The sequence below is a fragment of the Mucilaginibacter mali genome (assembly GCF_013283875.1).
GTDB classification, from domain to species: Bacteria; Bacteroidota; Bacteroidia; order Sphingobacteriales; family Sphingobacteriaceae; genus Mucilaginibacter; species Mucilaginibacter mali.
The window spans coordinates 1,713,131-1,732,691 of sequence record NZ_CP054139.1; the positions used below are offsets into that span (position 1 = coordinate 1,713,131).

Below are 19,561 nucleotides of genomic sequence, written 5' to 3' on the forward strand. Positions count from 1 at the left end.
GGTGGCATAAGGGCCTTTTCGTATCTCACTTCACCACATAAGTAAATGTTTTGCGTAACAAGCCGCCTTTAGTATCCATCCCTTCTATGGTAACCTTATAAGTACCTGTACCATCGGCATTGTAGAACGAAAAATTGGCTTTGCCATCGGATCCGGTAACCACATCGGGGTTCCAGTAGATGGTGCTGCGCAAATCGGCCATTTTGGTTTGGTTGGGGGTATCGTAGGCGGGGGAGTAGAATTGTTTAACTGCTGCGTAGCCCTGTGGGGTGTAGTGGGCAATGTTGAAAATATTGGGTGGAGAGTCGTTCTCGCCACCGCGTTTGGTGGTGATGATAATAACTCCACTGCTGCCTTCTGAACCATATATTGCTCTGGATGCCCCGACGAGCACTTCTATACCAGCCAGATCAAAAGGGTTGATGGAACTCATTACTCCCGCTGGGATTCGAGCTCCGTCAAGAATTATCGCCATTGGTTTCGCTCCACCTAACGAAGATGCACGCGTAGAATATATCCCATTTTTTTTGACTTCGAGACCCGGAATGGTTGCTAATGCGTCTGTTAAATAAGTTTCTTGCTCCAGTTTATCTTGTTTGATCACATAATCCGCATTTCCCGGATCGAGGTTTGAGGAGTGCGGAATCATTTTTGCCATCGTAAATTTGTCTCTTTCCCTCACGGCTTTAATATTTACCTCTTTTAGCGCGATGGCGTTTTTTATCAGCCCCAATTTAGACATTTCGGTAAATTGATTGCGGGTTTGTTGCAAGTAGTTATCCAATCCTGTGCTATTTATATAAAGAGCGCTATAATTCCCGGCATAATTTAAACGCGGTTTCCGGTCGATAACTGTTTTTACCTGGGTGCCATTGTTGGCCCTGGTGGCCTTTACCATTACCTTAGTGCTGTCAGCAATATCCAGCCCTGTAAAAGCAAAATGGCCCTGGTCATCAGCTACCGTATTCAGCATAATAAGACCACCGCCAGAACGCGCAATTAAGTTTACTTTGGCCTTGGGAACAGGTTTGTTACCGAGGGTAAGCACACTTCCGGTAACCGCCAGGCTTTGTTCAGGCTGATATTTAATTGCGGGGTATTTATCAGTCAGCAGATCGGCCCAGCTAAACCGTCGCCAGCCTTGGGTTAATAACAACAGGTCAAGATATTTTGACCTGTCGGGATTTTGCAGGTTAAAATAATAGTTGGGCTGTTCGATATAGCCTTTGATATCCGAAGTTAAAAGCAGGTTGGATAGAATGGTAGTTTCGTTATTCTCGTCCGTACTAACTTTGCCTTCATCGGTTACCGCTACCGAAAAGCTGCCTATAACCGCTTCCTCATAAACATTAGTTACATCCAAACCGATGTTTACCTTGCCTCGTTTAGGATATTCGGGCTTATCGGTCTTGACGTCGGCACTTAGCTGATCATTGTGCTGCACAAACACCAGTCTTTCCGCTACGGGTTTCATCTCTGGGCTAAACAAGGTAAACTGTACGATACCCGTAGGGAATTTTTTAGTGGAGATATAGCTAAGGTTGCCTGTGTTATCCAACTTCGGTTTGGCCGCCAATTTCACTATGCCATTGCACTGGGCGATCAGGATAGCTTCTTTATCGGCAATCAAGCCTGTACTGGTTGATATTTTTACCGAAAGGCTATCCGCCCCCACATGGTTCATGTTCAGCACATAACCACTTTCATCGGCTTTTGGTAGTGGATAACGCTTTTCAGAACCATCTGCATGTTTAATAATAGCGTTATAGGATTTACCGGTAACAGGCATCAGGGCGAACACGCCCATACCAGCATGTTCGGATTTAAAGTCGGCCACATGCCCGGTGCTACCTTCTTCAACAATATATCCGCTGATATCTTCGCCCAAACCATCGGGCTTTAAAGCTTTGAACCCAATTTTAGTGCGGATGCCTGAAACTAAATGCCCACCTTCGGGGAAGAACTGCACATCGGCAACGGTAGCCAAATTTTTGTTGTTTATGCGTTTCTCAGAAGCGCTATTGACCACTCCTTTCAGTGCGTTCACAATAGATATGTCTTTCCTGAAAAAATACTCGCTGCCGAAGTTCTGCATCCATTTGGTATAGGCGCAAATGTGATATTTACCCGCCGAAAGCAGCGAATCGTTTAAATGCACATTGCCGCTGGCAGTGCCGTTCATTAGCGGCAGTAACAGCGTTTGTTTTACACTGTCGCGATCATCCAGCAGATCTATGTATAATATCTTGCTCCGGTCGGATAACATATTGCCTGCCGCATCTACTACGTAGGCTTTAAACCACATATCCTCGCCTATGCTATAATAGGGTTTATCTAAATGCAGGTGGATCTTTTCCTGCGGATAATCGGCAGCCCGCTTTTCTATTTTTGCCAGCAACGCGTCTAACAGATCATCGGCCGGGCTAAATGCCAATAAAATAACTATTGATAAAGCGGTCAGTAACTTAACGCAGATGGTAAAGGTTTTCATGGTAGTTAAATCTACAAAAATTGTCATGATTTACTAATGCGCATTCCCCCAAAAAAACGGTGTGCTTGTTATTTTTTGTTTCAAGTAAATAAAACTTAATTTTTTACTAAAAATATTAGTAAGTTTATATATTTGTTGCAGAATTCATCCACCAACGATGGCGACAAAAACATACCTCTGCACGGAAGCAAAAGCGTGGCTAAAGCGCAAAGCCGGCCCCGATGAAGTGATAAAAGTGATACCCGATGTGATAAACGGCAGCAACGGCCTTTGCTACCACCTGTACACCGCTTTTGAAGACAACCCCGACTACCTTGGCCGCGTGTTGTTCGACACGCAGGGTTACTGGATCTACGATGGCAACGACCTTAGCATTACCGAGCAGGAGCAGGTGGCCCGCTTCATTATCAACTATGTGGAGGTGTTGTAGTTAAACAATAATATGAGATGATCTGAGCACATAGAAAGCCGGGGCGAGGACCTGTTTACTTGTTGACTCACCCGGTCAGCGCTTCGCTGTACCACCCTCTCTCCGCTACGCGGAAAGAGGGAAGCAGTAATGAAGAATGTGTAATGGAGTAAACATAAATTTTTCTACCTTCAACTGATATATGATCAGGAAGATATTTGGCGTAATTGCCGGCTATTTGATATTTGCGGTTTCGGCGGTGGTGCTTTTCCATTCAGCCGGGCTCGATCCGCATAAACCGCAATCCACCGGATTTGAACTGCTGACCGGCGTTTACGGTCTTTTCTTTTCTGTATTAGCCGGGATAGTGCTGCAATCCATAGCCCATACCCGCAGCCTTACGGTAAATTATGTGTTAGCGGGTATGATGGCGGGCTTCGCGGCATTATCTATGCTGATGTCGGGCGGCAGCCATTGGACACAGTGGATGGCAATACTCATCTTCGCGCCGGCATCATTAGTGGGCGGTTGGTTTTACCTGCGCCGCAGGGAATTTTAAGTTAACTTAAACGCCGTACACGCCGACTAAGTTTTGGATAGCCCGATTATTTTTGCTATATTGTATAGTCCTAAATGCCCGTTGGGCTTAAAAACCACCCCGATTGTTATTTTATTGTACTATCCTGCAAACCAATTTTTAAAAATCGATTAAAAAACAATAGCTTTTTTATGGAAAATGAGCGGAATAGACTCCTTTTTAGGCCGATGCATTAGTCGATTAATAAGTGAGATTTAGACATAGCCATTAAAATTAAGTTCAATAAATCGTTCTTTGGTATCCTAAACGCTCATCAAACCGGGAAGAAAGTACCTATAAAAGAAAGTCTTTTTAAAAACTTGTTTTAAAAGGACTTCATGATAAGATTCTACAATTGGCTATACCAGGCCCAAGGCCTTACTGGTGCGGTTACGTACTTCGGCGCTCAAAACGGCATCCTTAGCTAAAGATTGACCATAAGATGGGATCATCTCTTTTAGCTTAGCCTGCCACTCAGCTGTTTTAACCTGCGCTTTAAAGCAACGCTCTATTAATTGTATCATGATAGGAACCGAGGTTGACGCGCCCGGCGAAGCACCCAGCAGTGCGGCTATACTGCCATCAGCAGCGGTAACCACTTCGGTGCCAAACTCCAGTACGCCACCGCGCTTCGGGTCTTTTTTGATCACCTGCACACGCTGGCCGGCTATCTCCAGTTCCCAGTCTTCCTTTTTAGCTTCGGGATAATAATCACGCAGCGATTTCACCCGGTCATCCTGCGATTGCATTACCTCACTGATCAGGTATTTGGTCAACGGGATATTATCTATACCGGCGGCCATTAGCGGGCGGATATTGTTTAGTTTGATCGACCCGAACAGGTCCCACAGCGAACCACGCTTCAGGAAGCGGGTGCTGAAGCCCGCATAGGGCCCAAATAGCAGCGAACGCTTGCCATTGATAACCCGTGTATCCAAATGCGGTACCGACATTGGCGGCGAGCCTACCGATGCCTTACCATAAACTTTAGCCTGGTGGCGTTTAATAATATCGGGGTTGTTGCAAACTAACCACTGCCCGCTCACCGGGAAACCGCCAAAGCCCTTGCTTTCTGGTATGCCTGATTTTTGCAGCAGGGGCAAAGCGCCACCGCCGGCGCCAACAAACACAAATTTGGCGTTCACCTTGCGGCTGCCCCCGTTTACTTTATCTTTTATAGTTACCTGCCAGTCGCCGTTTTTGCTGCGTTTAATATTGGTAACATCATGACTTAGGTGCACATTAAAACCCGATTTGGTTTTAGCCACCCCGATCAGGTCCTTGGTCAGCGCGCCGAAGTTAACATCGGTGCCCAGATCCATTTTATTAGCCGATACCTTTTCGACCGGATCACGGCCAACCATTACCAGGGGCATCCAGGTTTTTAGTATGGCAGGGTCTTCAGTGTATTCCATTTCGGCAAAGAAATGGTTCTTCTTCAGGGCTTCGTAACGTTTGCTTAGGTACGATACGTTTTCATCGCCCCAAACAAAGCTGATGTGCGGAACGGTATTGATGAACGTTTTAGGATCGGTAATGTATTTTTTATCGATAAGATAAGCCCACAGTTGCTTTGAAATTTCAAACTGATCGGCAATTTTAATAGCCTTGCTGATATCAACCGAACCATCAGGCAATTGGGGGGTGTAGTTCAGCTCGCAAAAAGCCGAGTGGCCGGTACCGGCATTGTTCATGGCGTCGCTGCTTTCGGCGGCCATCACGTCAAGGCGTTCAAAAAGTTCGATCTTCAGGTCGGGCTGCAATTCCTTCAGCATAAAACCTAAAGTGGCGCTCATGATACCCGCGCCTATTAAAACTACATCAACATCAGAATTTTGACCGCTATTGCTCATCATTATTATATATGGTGACAAAAATTACAGGCGATAACCATGCAATTTTTGATCTTTGGCAGTATAAACACCAGGCGAATGCCCCCGTATCGCTCAGTCCCCGCGAAAACAGGGCAAGTTTACTGATTTTTTTTGAAAGCCTATTTGGATATTTTCAAAACACTAAGCCCTTGCGCCTGTGCAACCTATCTTTTACAAAATCAATTAACCGGCATTGTTCTTTTTGCCGCTTTTATGTGTGGATGCGCGGGTGATCAGTTGCGTTTCCAGCGTCTCGGTAACAAACTCGGTAACCGGGCGTTTGCTTTCTATCAGGTTGATCAGCATTTCGGTAGCTATCTGGCCTATCTGGAAAGCGGGCTGGCGCACTACCGAAAGCGGCGGATCAAAAAGTTCGGCAACATCGCTATTGGTAAAACCGGCAATGGCGATATCCTCGGGTACGCGTAAACCCAGTTTTTTTAATATATACAGGCAATTGGTGGTCAGCCTGTCGCTGGTGATGAACAGGGCATCGGGCTTATCATCCAGGTTTAGTAATTCCTGGATGGTGGTTTCCACCTCGTGCTGTATCATGCCACCATGGTTGCAATGTTTAAGGTATTCGGGGTTGAAGGGGATGCCATGTTTTTCTAACGCCGCCTTATACCCGTTCAAACGTTCCTTGCTGATCAGCAGGTTATAGGAATTGGTCAGATGCGCAATCTTCTTATAGCCGGTTCTGATCAGTTCCTCGGTAGCCTCAAATGCGCCCTGGAAGTTATTTACAGTAACCTTATGAGTCTCGATGTTAGGTGCTACACGATCGAAGAAAACAATAGGGAATCCCTTATCATGCAAATATTGGTAATGGCTCAGGTCGGTGGTCTCGGCTGATAAAGATACCAGCAAGCCATCTACATGGCGCGATATCAAGTGCTGCACGTTGGCCGTCTCCCGCGCGTACGATTCGTGCGTTTGGGTAATAATAACGTGATATCCCCGGTTATACGCGATGGATTCTATCCCGTTGATAGCCTGCGAGAAGTAGTTGTTGGCTACCTCGGCAACTACAACACCTATCGAGTGACTTTTTTGCTCCTTTAAACTAAGGGCGATAGGATTGGGGCGGTAATTTATTTTTTCGGCGTATTCCAGTACCAGTTTTTTGGTTTCGGCCCCGATCTCGTAACTGCCGTTTAAAGCTCTTGATACGGTTGAGGTAGACAACCCAAGTGCTTTTGCAATATCTTTTATAGTGTACGATTCGAACATTCTGCCGCTAAATTAGTATTTTATATAGTACAATATCCTAATAATTACTACGCTAAATTAGCTATTTAATCAGATTTATCGGCCTTCCTGTTTTGCGCAATCGTTTCCGGGAACGATTGCATTGATTTAATCGTTGATATACTTTTTTTATTTCCGGCTTGTCCTTAATCTTGCCTTTGTAATCGCCCTGTTTTAGTGATACGGGCCGATCTTTTGACCAATTTATAATTAAGTACTGAAAATTTTTTTAACCGGTGATATGCCTTTTACGGCATGTTATGGCTGTATGTTTTATGCGAAATAAACCGCTATCATTTATAAACCAATCCAAACTATGAATAAATTTCTACAACAGTTTTGCTTATTGCTTTTCCTGTGCGGAACGGCATTTGCACAAACCCGGCAGGTTACCGGCCAGGTAACAGAGAAGGGGACAAGCGATGGTATCCCGTCGGTTACTGTGCTTGTTAAAGGCGCATCGGGCGGTACACAATCTGATGTTAACGGTAACTACAAAATAACTGTGCCCGATGGCGCGGTTACGCTGGTGTTCCGTTCGGTGGGTTACAAAACCTTAGAGGTTAAGGTGGCCGCCGGCGCCACAAAGGCCAATGCCGGTTTAGAAACCGATGCTACGCAACTAAATGAAGTTGCTGTTGTGAATATCGGCTACGGTACGGTATCGCGTAACGCGGTAACCGGTTCGGTATCATCGGTTAGCGCTAAGCAACTGAAAGATCTGCCCATCAACTCAGCCTCCGAGGCTTTGGAAGGCCGCCTGGCCGGTGTGCAGATCAACCAGTCGGAAGGTTCGCCAAATACTACAGCTACCATTAAGGTGCGTGGTGGCGGTTCTATCAGGTTGGATAACGCGCCATTATATGTGGTAGATGGTATACAGGTTGAAGACGCTTTGACCGTGTTGGCCCCACAGGATATCGAAACCATCGACGTGCTGAAAGATGCCGCATCGACAGCGATATACGGCGCGCGCGGCAGCAACGGTGTAGTACTGATCACTACCAAAGGCGGCCGGGTGCAAAAACCAACTGTTACTTATAATGGTTTGGCCGGCTGGCGCCATATCCGCCGTAAGCTTGATGTGTTTAATACTTACGATTTTGTAAAATATCAATACGAACGCGCTTTGTTAAACGGCGGTACAGAGTTAAGCACCTTTACCAGTGCTTATGGTGCGTTTGCCGATCTTGATCTTTATAAAGAAGCCCCGTTTGTTGACTGGCAGGATGAAATGTTTGGCCGTAATGCTTTAATGCAAACCCATAACTTAAGCCTTACCGGCGGTACCGAATCTACCAAATATAACCTGAGTATTTCATCAAACGGCGAGCAGGGGATTCAGCAATTGTCCGATTATAACCGTAAGATCATCAACTTTAAACTGAATCAAAAGATAAACGACAAGTTAATGGCCGATTTTGCGGTTCGTTATAACAATACCATTGTAAATGGTGCCGGTACTTCAGATCCGGGTTCATCATCAAGCAACAGGTTACGCCAGGTTATCAGGTATAAGCCTATTTTAACTGGTGGTAAAGACCTGCTCGACTACGACCCCGATTATGCTTTGCAAACCAATGCCAATAGCTTATCGCTGGTTAACCCGCTGCTGCTAAACCAGGCAGAATACCGGAAGAACTACAATAGCACGGCTAACTTTAGCGTGAGCCTGGCCTACAACCCCATAAAAATGCTGACTCTGCGGTCGACCCTGGGCTACGATTTGATCAATAACCGTATGAACGCGTTTAACGATACTATTACTTCGGTAGCGCGCCAAAATTCCAATCAGCCAACGGCATCTATCAACACGCTAAACCGCTACACGCTGGATAATGCAAATACCATTACTTTTGATATGAATAAATCGGGCAGCCGGTTTAGCAAACGCAATAACCTGACTATACTGTTAGGCGAAGAGCTTTATCAGAACATTGCCCGTAATTATGGTACCAGCGCTTTGTTGTTCCCAATAGGCATATCGGCTAATAGCGCCATTAATAACTTTAGCCTGGGCACAGTGCCGGTGGGCGGCGCAACTTCGTCCGAAGCTACCAACCGGGTGTTCTCGCTGTTTGGCCGTATCAATTACAGTTTTGATAATAAATACCTTATCAACATATCTATGCGCAGCGATGGTTCATCGTTGTTTGCCAACGGATATAAATGGGGCGATTTTCCGGCCACCTCGTTCGCGTGGCGTATATCTGAAGAGAAGTTTTTCAGTAAGCTGAAAAATACTTTTGACGATCTGAAGTTCCGTATCAATTACGGTAAGGCAGGTAATAACCGTGTAGATCCGTTCCTGTACCTTACCCAGTTTAATGCCAACTCTGGCGGCAACACTTACAGCCAAAACGATGTGAATGTGGTAGGCTACCAGCCAAACGCGCTGGCTTTTAACAGCCTTACCTGGGAAACCACCACATCTAAAGGTTTGGGTTTAGATTTTGCCATCCTAAAAAACCGTTTGCAGGTAACGGCTGATGTTTATGATAATTCGATAACCAACCTGTTGTTGCAAAACCAATTAGGTACACAAACGGGCTACGGCGAACAATTACGTAATTCCGGAGCTACATCAAACAAAGGTTTCGAGCTGCAAATTAACGCTACCCCAATAAGCACTAAGAAATTTACCTGGACCGCCAACTTCAACCTATCGCATAATGATAACAAAATTGTTAGCCTGGGCGGTATTTCTACTTCAAGGTTATATTCATCGGGTTGGGCAGGCGGCAACCAGCCTTCAGACTACCTGACACAGGTAGGCCAGCCGGTAGGTGTTATCTGGGGCCTGCAAAGCGATGGTTTTTATACCATAGATGATTTTAATTACGCTTCGGGTGTATATACTTTAAAATCGGGCGTGGCTAATAACCAGTCGGTTACTTCAACGCCTCCACAGCCTGGTGTTATTAAATATAAAGACCTGAATGGCGATGGCGTTGTTGACGATAAAGACCGTACCAACCTGGGCAGTACGCAGGCGAAAATTTATGGTGGTTTAAACCAGCAGTTTAGGTATGGCGATTTTGACTTCAGCGTATTTGTAAACTTTCAATACGGCAACAAGGTATTAAATGCCAACAAGTTGGAGTTTAGCAGCGGTTATACCCCCAATGCCAACCTGTTATCGGTAATGGAAGGCCGCTGGCGCAATGTGAACGACCAGGGCGTGCGTGTTACCGACCCAACCGCTCTGGCCGCGTTGAATGCTAATGCCACTATCTGGTCGCCGCTTACTACAGCCAGCTCATTTTATGTAAACTCATGGGCGGTAGAAGACGGATCGTTTTTACGCTTAAGCAATGTTACACTGGGTTATACCATCCCCAAAAGCTTGTTAAGCCGTGTAAAAGTGAGCAACTTAAGGATATACGGTACCGTAAATAACGCGGCGGTGTGGACTAAGTACAGTGGTTTTGACCCGGAGGTGAATACCCGCCGTTCAAGCCCTGTTACCCCGGGTGTAGACTACTCGGCCTACCCGCGCAGTACAGCGTTTATTTTCGGTGTTAACCTGACATTGTAAAAGCATTAAAAATTTAAAGAAATGACAACAAATCAAATCATAAAATATACATCGGGCATTTTGCTGGCGGCAGGTATCATTGCCGCGATACCGTCGTGCAAAAAATCTCTTGAAATAGACCCGGTTTCTACCTTCGGCCCCGATTACGTTTTCAGTAATACCGGTAATGCCGAGAAGGCTTTAATAAGCGCCTATGCATGCCTTGGCGGTGATGCCGGTTACGGTATCAGGCTCAGCATGTACTATCCGTTAGATAACGATGAGATGATGGGGCAGGGCGCTACGCCGTACCCGGATAACGAACGACGCGATATTGCCCACTACAATGTGCAGCCCAGTAACACGCAGTTGCCTAACCCGTACGCCCAGCTTTATGCAGGAGTGGAACGCTCAAACCTGGCTATTTACTACATTCCTAAAATGGATATGTATAACAATGGTTCGGCAAGCGATAAGGCTTTACTAAAGCGTTTTTATGGCGAGGCGCTTGCTTTGCGCGCCCAGTTTTATTTTGAATTGATCCGTAATTGGGGTGATGTACCTGCCCAGTTTAACCCATCGGCTTTTGAGGATAACTTATTTAAACCCAAAACCAATCGCGACAGCACTTACGATCATATCCTGGCCGACCTGGCCATGGCCGAAACCTTAGTGCCGTGGCGTACCGAAGCTACCCAATACACCAACGAAAGACTTTCGCAGGGAGCAATCCGCGCGCTTAGGGCACGTATAGCTTTGTTTAGAGGTGGTTACGCTTTACGTTCAGACGCTACAATGAAACGCGATGAAGCTAACTACAAAAAATACTACCAGATAGCACGCGACGAGTGCAGCGCCATCATGGCCCGCAGCGATCACCGCCTGAATGCCAGCTACCAGTCGGTTTGGAAGGATTATATCTGCCAGCATAAGCAGGAGCCTAATGGCGAGATACTTTGGGAAGTAGGTATGTCTGGCGGTAACAGTTCGCTGGGTGATAGCAAACTGGGCTATTACAACGGCCCGCGCTATAATGGCACAGGCAACGGCGCTTTAACAGTGTTGCCTACTTATTTCTATTCCTTCGACCGTAATGATACCCGCCGCGACGTGATGTGCGCACCATATGATATTAGCCCCGGCCCTGTATTGGTAGCCCGCACATTGCAATCAATGGTTGATGGTAAATTCCGTAGAGACTGGACCACCCAGTTAACATCGGCCGCGCAGTATTTCGGTACCAACTGGCCGATCGTCCGTTATTCAGACGTTTTGCTAATGTTTGCCGAGGCTGATAATGAAATAAATGGCTCGCCAACCGCCGCTGCCATTACCGCTTTCGAAACTGTTCGCAAAAGAGCTTTCGGCGCTGCTGCTATTGGCACTACGCCAACAGACAAAGCGGGTTTCTTTACCGCCATTGTGAATGAACGCTCGTGGGAGTTGGGTGGCGAAGGTATCCGCAAATACGATTTGCTGCGCTGGAATATGCTGAAAACCAAGTTGGACGAAGCTAAAGCACGTATGACGGCTATGTACCAACGGCTAAGGTATAATAACGAAACTACACCTGTAGATTATTCAACACTGCCTACCACCATTTATTATAAACCAAGTTTGCCGGCCCCGCTTACATTCTACACCACCACATCTTTTTATGATGCGACTGTAACGCCTGCACCGGCAGGTTATACCGCTGTATCCTGGGTGGGCACAGGTATTAATACTACCATATTAACCTATTTTGCGGTAGCATTTACACCGGGTAAAAGCGAGTTGATGCCATTCCCGCAAAATCAGATAGACGTTAACCCTAACCTGGTACAAAACCCCGGTTATTAACAGAACAGCATATTTTTTTAAATAGATATGAAAATGAAGATCAATAAAAAATATATCGTGTGGCTGTTGTTGCCGGCTTTAGGGGCAACAATGCTCACCTCGTGCAAAAAGAACGATACTGCGACAACTTTTACCCCATCGCGGGCATTTACCCCGGCAGGTTTAAGCACTACGCCATCGGGCGCCACGGTGAAAATAGACTGGAAGGCTTCCCTGTTTTCAAATGGCACCGGCCTAACTTATACGGTTGATGTATCAAAGGATAACACCTTCGCCACGGTAGATTACACCACCAGTACCAGCGCGGTAACGCTTACGCTAACCGATCAGCAATTATTGGTAGGGCAGCCTTATTTTGTGCGCGTTAAAGCTAATGCAACAGCAACAGCAGCCGGTTCAAACGCTTATGTGGTTACCACCAGTAGCTTTACTATGCCAGGTATCCTGCAAACAGTACCTAATGCCGATCTGTCTTCAAAAACAGCAACGCTTAGATGGCTGGCGGACGCCGGCGTAACCAAGATCACCATTACACCGACAGCTCCGGCAGGCACCCCGTTTGACGTAACACTTGCGGCTGCCGATGTTACCGCGCAATCTAAACTGGTTACCGGTTTAACCGCTAACGTAACTTACCGTGCTGATTTGTATGGCGGTACAAGGGTAAAGGGCTTCACTACATTCACCACACCTTTATATACCCGTGTGCTGAGCGCTACCGAAAGCATTGTAGACGCGGTTACCAACGCGGCTAATGGCGATATCATTGGCTTAAATGCTGGTACTTATGATGCCAAGGATGCTACATCGGCCTTTGTAAACTTTACGCTTGCGCAAAAAGCCATCACCCTGCAATCAATATCAGGTAACCCTGCCGATACTAAGATAAACTTCAAAGAGTTTACCCTGCGCGGTACCGGTGCAGGTATTACCCTTAAAAATATCGGTCTTGATGGTACGGCAGGCGCGGCTGCATACTTAATTAATTTTACCGGTGTAGCTGCCGATGCAGAGAAATGTAACTACGCTAACGTTAGTGTTGACGGTTGTACCGTAAGCAACGTTACATCAGCCCTGATGAGGGGCAACCGTGGCTCTGCCGCTACTGATTATAAGATCGGCAATATCCTGATCAACAACTCGGTTATTAGCAGTATCAATACAGCAGTTACCGGTTTCAATACCATCGAACTGAGCAAAATGCAGTTTACCCGTATCGATATTACTAACAACACTTTCTACGATTTTGGCCGCGCTCTGGTGGTAGCCAGCACTGCGCTGGGTACAGGCGTACCGATCCCGGCAGTAAATATCGACAAGTGTACATTTAACTTCTTTGGCGGTAACAATATGTATACCCTGGTTGACGGCAATACCAATCCGCTTGCTGTTACCGTTACTAATAATATTATTGCCAATACACCAAAAGCGGGTAATACCACTGCAGGTTTATTAAGGGGTTCTGGTTCGGGAAGCACCTTCTCGTTCAATAATAACAATACATTCGGTTTAAATAATGGTTCGGGCGGTGCTGCGTTGATTAATGCCACAAATACCACCGTTACTACCGGCGCCAATACCACTACCGATTTGGGCTGGATAGCAACCACCACCAACTTTACCTTACCTGCGGGATCATCCTTACGCACAGCCAGTACAACCGGCGGCGCCATAGGCGACCCACGGTGGGCTAAGTAAAATCAGGATACTAAATAAAAAGGCTGCTTCGGCGGCCTTTTTATTTAATGGTATATAGGTTACGCAAACGATTGCATTGATTTATTAGGGCAGTCCCTTTTTTTATTTACACGTTGTGCTTAATCTTGTATAGCGTATTTAGTGGTTGTGATACCTTGTATTAACCATGATGGCTTAGGAAAGAGATGTGCATAATAATATCATATTTTAGCCGGGAATTAACCAACCTGTTTTAATAACCAATTATGAAGAAACTTTTTTTTAACAGGAATGCTGTTTTAATAATGCTGATTTTCAGCGTTTTTACGCTGTTCTCGTTTGCTTTAAAGCCCGATAATATTACTGTTTATATGGCCGGCGACTCCACCATGGCCGATAAGGATGTAAGGACTTATCCCGAGACCGGCTGGGGCATGCCGTTTAAATTTTACTTCGATAAAACGGTAACCGTGGTTAACGTAGCCAAGAATGGCCGCAGCACTAAAAGCTTCATCACCGAGGGCTTATGGCAATCGATTGTGGACAAACTGAAGGCCGGCGATTATGTACTGGTGCAATTTGGTCATAACGATGAGGTGCCGACCAAGAAGACCGCCACTACTGAAACCGAATTTCACGATAACCTGGTGCGTTATGTAACCGAGACCCGCGCTAAACAGGCCATCCCCATATTACTTACCCCGGTAGCTCGCCGCAAGTTTGATGCAAACGGCAAGGTGCAGGGTACGCACGATGTATATTCGGAAATTGTGCGCAAGGTGGCCGCCGAACAGAAGGTGCCGCTGATAGACCACGACCGCGAAAGCCAGGCCCTGCTGCAAACGCTTGGCCCGGAAAGTTCAAAGCTGCTTTACAATCATTTGCAACCCGGCGAAAACCCTAATTATCCTGACGGTAAGATTGACGACACTCACTTCAGCGAAACAGGCGCGCGCAAGATGGCGCAAATTGTGCTTAACGATATCAAAGCCTTAAAATTAGACCTGGCCGACAGGATTGTAAAAGGGGCTAACGCGGCCACCGTAGCGCCGGCAGCGAAGTAAATTATTAAACAGATACCAATAAAAACCTATATATGAATATCAACGCGACTAAAAATACTTGTTTGGCCATTATGCTTGCGGCTTGCGGCTTCGGCGCATCGGCACAGCAAAAAGAATATAGCTGGACAAACTTGCCTAAAATTGCAAAGACTGCATTTAAAAAGGATACCATAAACATCCTTAAATACGGGGCCAAAGCCGATGGCATCACCCTGAACACCAAAAGCATTAACGATGCGATAACCGCCTGCAGCAATAAAGGCGGCGGCGTGGTTTTGATTCCACAAGGTATCTGGATGACAGGCCCCATCGTATTAAAAAGCAATGTAAACCTGCATGTAAGCCGCGCGGCCCTGCTGCAGTTTACCGATGATAAAAGCCAGTACCCATTGGTGGCCGGCAATTACGAGGGTCATCCGTCTCCGCGTAACCAATCGCCTATATCGGGCACTAATCTAACCAATATCGGTATCACCGGCGAAGGTATCATCGACGGTGCCGGCGGCGTATGGCGGGCTATTGGTAAAGACCGCCTGAGCGAGAGCGAATGGCGGAATTTAGTGGCATCGGGTGGTGTGGTAAGCGAAAATGGCAAAACCTGGTATCCTTCGGCCAGTTATGTAAAAGGGCAGAGCGAAAAGGACGCCATTTACCTGAAACCCGGTAAAGCACTGTCTGACTACGAGAGCATGAAGGACTTCTTCCGCCCGAATATGGTGGTGCTGACCAATTGCAAAAGGATCTTATTGCAGGACGTAACCGTGCAAAACTCACCAGCCTGGTGCCTGCACCCGCTACTGTGCGAAGACCTGACCCTGCGCAACGTGCACGTGCGCAACCCGTGGAACGCCCAGAATGGCGACGCGATAGACATCGAATCGTGCCGTAACGTGTTGTTAGAGGGTAATACTTTCGATGCCGGTGACGATGGTATCTGCATTAAATCAGGTCGTGATGAAGAGGGCCGTAAACGCGGTAAACCAACTGAAAACGTAATTGCCCGCAACAACGTGGTATACCGTGCGCACGGCGGCTTTGTAATAGGCAGCGAGATGAGCGGCGGAGCGAAGAACATCTTTGTAACAGACTGTACGTTCATCGGTACCGATATCGGCCTGCGTTTTAAAACTACCCGCGGCCGCGGTGGCGTGGTAGAGAAGATCTACGTAAAAAACATTGCCATGCGCGATATTTTAGGCAGCGCTATTTTATTTGATATGTACTATGGAGGTAAATCCGTAGCCGAAGGCGAAGGCACTAAAACCACTGCCACTAAAACTTATACCGCTGATGTAAGTACCCCACAGTTTAAGGATTTCTATGTAAATAACGTAGTATGTAACGGTGCAGCCAGTGGTCTGCTGATCCGTGGCTTACCGGAGATGGCAATCAAAGGTATCCATCTGGAGAATGTGATCCTGAAAACCACCAAGGGTGCCGAGATCTCTGAAGCCAGCAACATCACCCTTAAAAATGTGCACTTTGAAAGTAAGGATACCAAGCCGGTAATTATTGTAGAAAACAGCAATAATGTAAAGCTTGACGGTATTAAATATACCAACGGCGCCGATCTGCTGTTCAGCGTTACCGGCGAGCGTACCAAGGATATCAGCGTAAGCAATACCGATGTATCGAAGGCTAAGGATAAGGTTGATTTTAAATCGGGCGCGGATAGCAAGGCCATCAGCTTTAAATAATATATCGATATGAAAAAATTGTTGCTGCTTATTGGTGGGTTGGTGATAGGGGCGCAATTATTAGCGCAGCCAATTAGTAAGGTATATACAAAGATTACCGTTGCCCAGGATGGCAGCGGCGATTTTAAAACCATACAGGAGGCCGTAAACAATGTGCGCGACCTGGGTAAAGTGCAGGTGCCTATCTATATAAAAAAAGGCGTTTATCACGAAAAGCTGGTGATCCCCTCGTGGAAGACACATATTTCGCTGATAGGTGAGGATAAGAATAATACCATCATCACTAACGATGATTTCTCGGGTAAGGCAGTACCGGGTGGCAAGGATGCATTTGGTCGGGATAAAATGTCGACCTATACCTCCTACACCGTTTTAGTGGCGGGAGATAACTTTGTAGCCGAAAACCTGACCATCGCCAATACAGCCGGCAGGGTAGGCCAGGCCGTTGCTTTGCATATCGAGGGTGATCGCAGCGTGATAAAGAACTGCCGCATACTGGGTAACCAGGATACGCTTTACACCGCAACCGCCAGTTCGCGCCAGTTATACCAGGATTGTTATATCGAAGGTACTACAGATTTCCTTTTTGGTGAAGCTACAGCGGTTTTCCAACGCTGCACTATCAAAAGCCTGGTTAACTCGTACGTTACCGCCGCCGCTACTACCGACCTGCAGCCCTTTGGCTATGTACTGATGGATTGCAAACTGATAGCCGATACAGGTGTAACTAAGGAGTTTTTAGGCCGGCCATGGCGGGCATACGCGAAAACGGTTTATATCCGTACCGAAATGGGCGCGCACATTATACCTGAAGGATGGAACCCATGGAAAGGCGATGCCATGTTCCCTGATAAGGAAAAGACGGCTTATTATGCCGAATATCAAAGTACCGGTCCGGGTGCCAATGCCAGGGCAAGAGTAGCCTGGTCGCACCAGTTAACGGATAAGGAAGTGAAGCAATACACACTGAAAAATATTTTAGGCGGCAAGGACAACTGGGATCCGGAAGCGAAGCAGTAAACAGCTTGCAGGATACGACAGGACGGTTAGCTTATATATAAATATAAACTTTGATACCGGTTTGACGGTACGATCTATCGGTAACGTTGCCGGGAACGTTTGCATAGTTTTAACCGGGCAGAATTGGTTCGATAAAGCTAAAATCTGCTTAAAATTGTATGCTGAAATATTTTTTGAACAATTAGGTTAAGGCTGAATTTTAATAACGACCAACACAAAACCAACATAAATGAGAAAAGTATTTTTAACCGGCCTGCTGTTAGGCACAATGCTAAAGGCCTCGGTTGCACAAGAGGTCCCTTATTCGCAGCGCATGGCCGCGACGGCAATGAAGCTATGGCCTGATACGGCAGCTAACATGCGCTGGACGTATGAACGTGGCGTTGTATTGAACGGTATGGAAGCCGTGTGGGCACAAACCGGTAATGCCGATTACTTTAAATATATCCAGCACAGCATCGATAAGTTCGTTGCCCCCGATGGTACCTTGAACGGTGGCTACAAAGCCGATGTGTATACACTGGATAACTTGCTGCCAGGTCGCAGTGTGGTGCTATTATATAATATATTAGGCAGCGAAAAATATTACAAAGCCGCCAATACCCTGCGTGCACAGCTGAACGATCAGCCGCGTACGGCTTCGGGCGGTTTTTGGCATAAAAAGATCTATGTTGACCAAATGTGGCTGGACGGTCTGTACATGGGCGATACGTTCTACTCAAGATATGCCACCGCCATGGGCGAAACGGCTGACTTTGACGATATCACCAAGCAGTTCATCCTGATGGAAAAAGCCGCCCGCGACCCTAAGACCGGACTGATCTATCATGGTTGGGACGAAAGCCGCAAACAAAAATGGGCTGATCCTAAAACCGGTCTGTCGCCAAACTTTTGGGCCAGGGCAATGGGCTGGTATGGTATAGCACTGGTTGACGCGCTGGATGATATCCCTAAAGACCATCCAAAACGCGCGGAGATCATCGCCATTTTGAACCGTTATGTGGCAGCAGTGCAAAAATACCAGGATGTAAAATCGGGTACATGGTGGCAGATACTGGACAAGCCAAACGAGAAGGGGAACTACCTGGAATCGTCGGCATCGTGTATGTTTGTTTACACATTGGCTAAAGGCGTGCGCGAGGGTTATATCCCTGCATCCTACAAAGCCGTGGCCGAAAAAGGCTTTAACGGTATTATTAAGGAATTTATCACAACCGATGCTAATGGTCAGATCAACCTGAACAAAACCGTTAGCGTAGGCGGCCTTGGCGGTAACCCGTACCGCGATGGTAGCTACCAATATTACCTGAGCGAAAAGGTAGTAACCAACGATATGAAGGGCGTAGGCGCATTCATCTTGGCGGCTACCGAAGTGGAAAGACTGGCTACAGCGCCGGTAGCTTTGGGTAAAACGGTGTTACTGGATAGCTATTTTAACAATGAGCACCTAAAGGATAAACTGACCGGCAAATCTGTTTCGTTCCATTACAAATGGGAAGAGATGGATAACAATGGCTTTTCGATGTTCGGGCATATTTTTAATACCTACGGCTTTAAAACTCAAACGCTTTACAGTGCTCCAACGGCTGATAACCTGAAAAAGGCGTCGGTATATGTAATTGTCGATCCGGATATCCCGAAGGAAAACCCTGATGCTAAATATATCGAAGAACCGCATATCAAATCGATAGCCGATTGGGTAAAAGAAGGCGGTGTATTATTGGTATTAAACAACGATACCGGCAATGCCGAGTTTGCGCACCTGAATAAGCTGATGAGCAAATTTGGTATCACCTTTAACCTGGATAGCCGTAATCACGTAACCACTCCGCATTTTGAGACTGGCGCAATTATGGTGCCTGCCGATAACGCCATCTTTAAAACCGCTAAGAAGATCTACATTAAAGAGATCAGTACTTTTAAAGTACAGGCGCCGGCTAAATCGGCCCTTACCGACAAAGGCGACATTGTAATTACCACGGCCAAATATGGCAAAGGCACCGTGTTTGCCGTTGGCGACCCATGGTTTTATAATGAGTATACCGATGGCCGCAAGTTGCCGGCCGACTATGATAATTATAAGGCAGCGACTGACCTGGTGAAATGGGTAACGCAACAACTGCCCGCAAAAAAGTAATTGAA

General features: G+C 46.5%; 12 protein-coding genes. 9 read left to right on the plus strand and 3 right to left on the minus strand.

Annotated features, from left to right (window positions below; genetic code table 11):
• Positions 1-25 precede the first annotated feature (25 nt).
• The gene (locus HQ865_RS07285) at positions 26-2,491 is read right to left on the minus strand and encodes a carboxypeptidase-like regulatory domain-containing protein (protein ID WP_173414254.1); all 2,466 of its coding nucleotides are present in this window, start codon (positions 2,489-2,491) and stop codon (positions 26-28) included.
• A gap of 157 nt (positions 2,492-2,648) precedes the next feature.
• Here HQ865_RS07285 and HQ865_RS07290 point away from each other — a divergent pair, with 157 nt between their 5' ends.
• Both HQ865_RS07290 and HQ865_RS07295 read left to right on the plus strand, forming a co-directional pair.
• The gene (locus HQ865_RS07290) at positions 2,649-2,921 is read left to right on the plus strand and encodes a hypothetical protein (protein WP_173414255.1); all 273 of its coding nucleotides are present in this window, start codon (positions 2,649-2,651) and stop codon (positions 2,919-2,921) included.
• A gap of 181 nt (positions 2,922-3,102) precedes the next feature.
• Positions 3,103-3,459: a hypothetical protein gene (locus HQ865_RS07295; RefSeq protein WP_173414256.1), complete on the plus strand. Its 357-nt coding sequence runs from the start codon at positions 3,103-3,105 to the stop codon at positions 3,457-3,459.
• A 377-nt stretch (positions 3,460-3,836) separates the two neighbouring features.
• Here the strand turns inward: HQ865_RS07295 and HQ865_RS07300 are convergent, their stop codons facing one another.
• Positions 3,837-5,330, minus strand: a complete 1,494-nt coding sequence (locus HQ865_RS07300; protein ID WP_173417744.1) for a malate:quinone oxidoreductase — start codon at positions 5,328-5,330, stop codon at positions 3,837-3,839.
• 204 nt (positions 5,331-5,534) lie between these two features.
• Positions 5,535-6,584 carry a LacI family DNA-binding transcriptional regulator gene (locus tag HQ865_RS07305; protein ID WP_173414257.1) on the minus strand — a complete coding sequence of 350 codons (1,050 nt, stop codon included), beginning with the start codon at positions 6,582-6,584 and terminating at the stop codon, positions 5,535-5,537.
• A 334-nt stretch (positions 6,585-6,918) separates the two neighbouring features.
• Between HQ865_RS07305 and HQ865_RS07310 the strand changes: the two genes are divergently transcribed.
• The 7 genes from HQ865_RS07310 (at position 6,919) to HQ865_RS07340 (ending at position 19,556) form a co-directional block, all read left to right on the plus strand.
• Positions 6,919-10,140, plus strand: coding sequence for a SusC/RagA family TonB-linked outer membrane protein (locus HQ865_RS07310; RefSeq protein WP_173414258.1), 3,222 nt, complete (start codon positions 6,919-6,921; stop codon positions 10,138-10,140).
• Positions 10,141-10,161: 21 nt separating this feature from the next.
• Entirely contained in the window at positions 10,162-11,961 is a 1,800-nt protein-coding gene (locus HQ865_RS07315; protein ID WP_173414259.1) for a RagB/SusD family nutrient uptake outer membrane protein, read from the plus strand.
• Positions 11,962-11,994: 33 nt separating this feature from the next.
• Positions 11,995-13,659 (plus strand): hypothetical protein, encoded by a 1,665-nt coding sequence (locus HQ865_RS07320; RefSeq protein ID WP_173414260.1) that lies wholly within the window; start codon positions 11,995-11,997, stop codon positions 13,657-13,659.
• 245 nt (positions 13,660-13,904) lie between these two features.
• Positions 13,905-14,702: a rhamnogalacturonan acetylesterase gene (locus tag HQ865_RS07325; RefSeq protein ID WP_173414261.1), complete on the plus strand. Its 798-nt coding sequence runs from the start codon at positions 13,905-13,907 to the stop codon at positions 14,700-14,702.
• 32 nt (positions 14,703-14,734) lie between these two features.
• Positions 14,735-16,399 carry a glycoside hydrolase family 28 protein gene (locus HQ865_RS07330; RefSeq protein ID WP_173414262.1) on the plus strand — a complete coding sequence of 555 codons (1,665 nt, stop codon included), beginning with the start codon at positions 14,735-14,737 and terminating at the stop codon, positions 16,397-16,399.
• Positions 16,400-16,408: 9 nt separating this feature from the next.
• Positions 16,409-17,419, plus strand: coding sequence for a pectinesterase family protein (locus HQ865_RS07335; protein ID WP_173414263.1), 1,011 nt, complete (start codon positions 16,409-16,411; stop codon positions 17,417-17,419).
• A gap of 229 nt (positions 17,420-17,648) precedes the next feature.
• A complete protein-coding gene (locus HQ865_RS07340) occupies positions 17,649-19,556 on the plus strand; it encodes a glycoside hydrolase family 88 protein (protein ID WP_173414264.1) in 1,908 nt (635 codons plus the stop codon).
• Positions 19,557-19,561: the final 5 nt, after the last annotated feature.

Coding starts and splice junctions, on each gene's coding strand:
- HQ865_RS07325 (WP_173414261.1), top strand. CDS start 13,905: ATGAAGAAACTTTTTTTTAACAGGAATGCTGTTTTAATAATGCTGATT.
- HQ865_RS07335 (WP_173414263.1), top strand. CDS start 16,409: ATGAAAAAATTGTTGCTGCTTATTGGTGGGTTGGTGATAGGGGCGCAA.
- HQ865_RS07320 (WP_173414260.1), top strand. CDS start 11,995: ATGAAGATCAATAAAAAATATATCGTGTGGCTGTTGTTGCCGGCTTTA.
- HQ865_RS07315 (WP_173414259.1), top strand. CDS start 10,162: ATGACAACAAATCAAATCATAAAATATACATCGGGCATTTTGCTGGCG.
- HQ865_RS07305 (WP_173414257.1), bottom strand. CDS start 6,584: ATGTTCGAATCGTACACTATAAAAGATATTGCAAAAGCACTTGGGTTG.
- HQ865_RS07285 (WP_173414254.1), bottom strand. CDS start 2,491: ATGAAAACCTTTACCATCTGCGTTAAGTTACTGACCGCTTTATCAATA.
- HQ865_RS07310 (WP_173414258.1), top strand. CDS start 6,919: ATGAATAAATTTCTACAACAGTTTTGCTTATTGCTTTTCCTGTGCGGA.
- HQ865_RS07290 (WP_173414255.1), top strand. CDS start 2,649: ATGGCGACAAAAACATACCTCTGCACGGAAGCAAAAGCGTGGCTAAAG.
- HQ865_RS07300 (WP_173417744.1), bottom strand. CDS start 5,330: ATGAGCAATAGCGGTCAAAATTCTGATGTTGATGTAGTTTTAATAGGC.
- HQ865_RS07340 (WP_173414264.1), top strand. CDS start 17,649: ATGAGAAAAGTATTTTTAACCGGCCTGCTGTTAGGCACAATGCTAAAG.
- HQ865_RS07295 (WP_173414256.1), top strand. CDS start 3,103: ATGATCAGGAAGATATTTGGCGTAATTGCCGGCTATTTGATATTTGCG.
- HQ865_RS07330 (WP_173414262.1), top strand. CDS start 14,735: ATGAATATCAACGCGACTAAAAATACTTGTTTGGCCATTATGCTTGCG.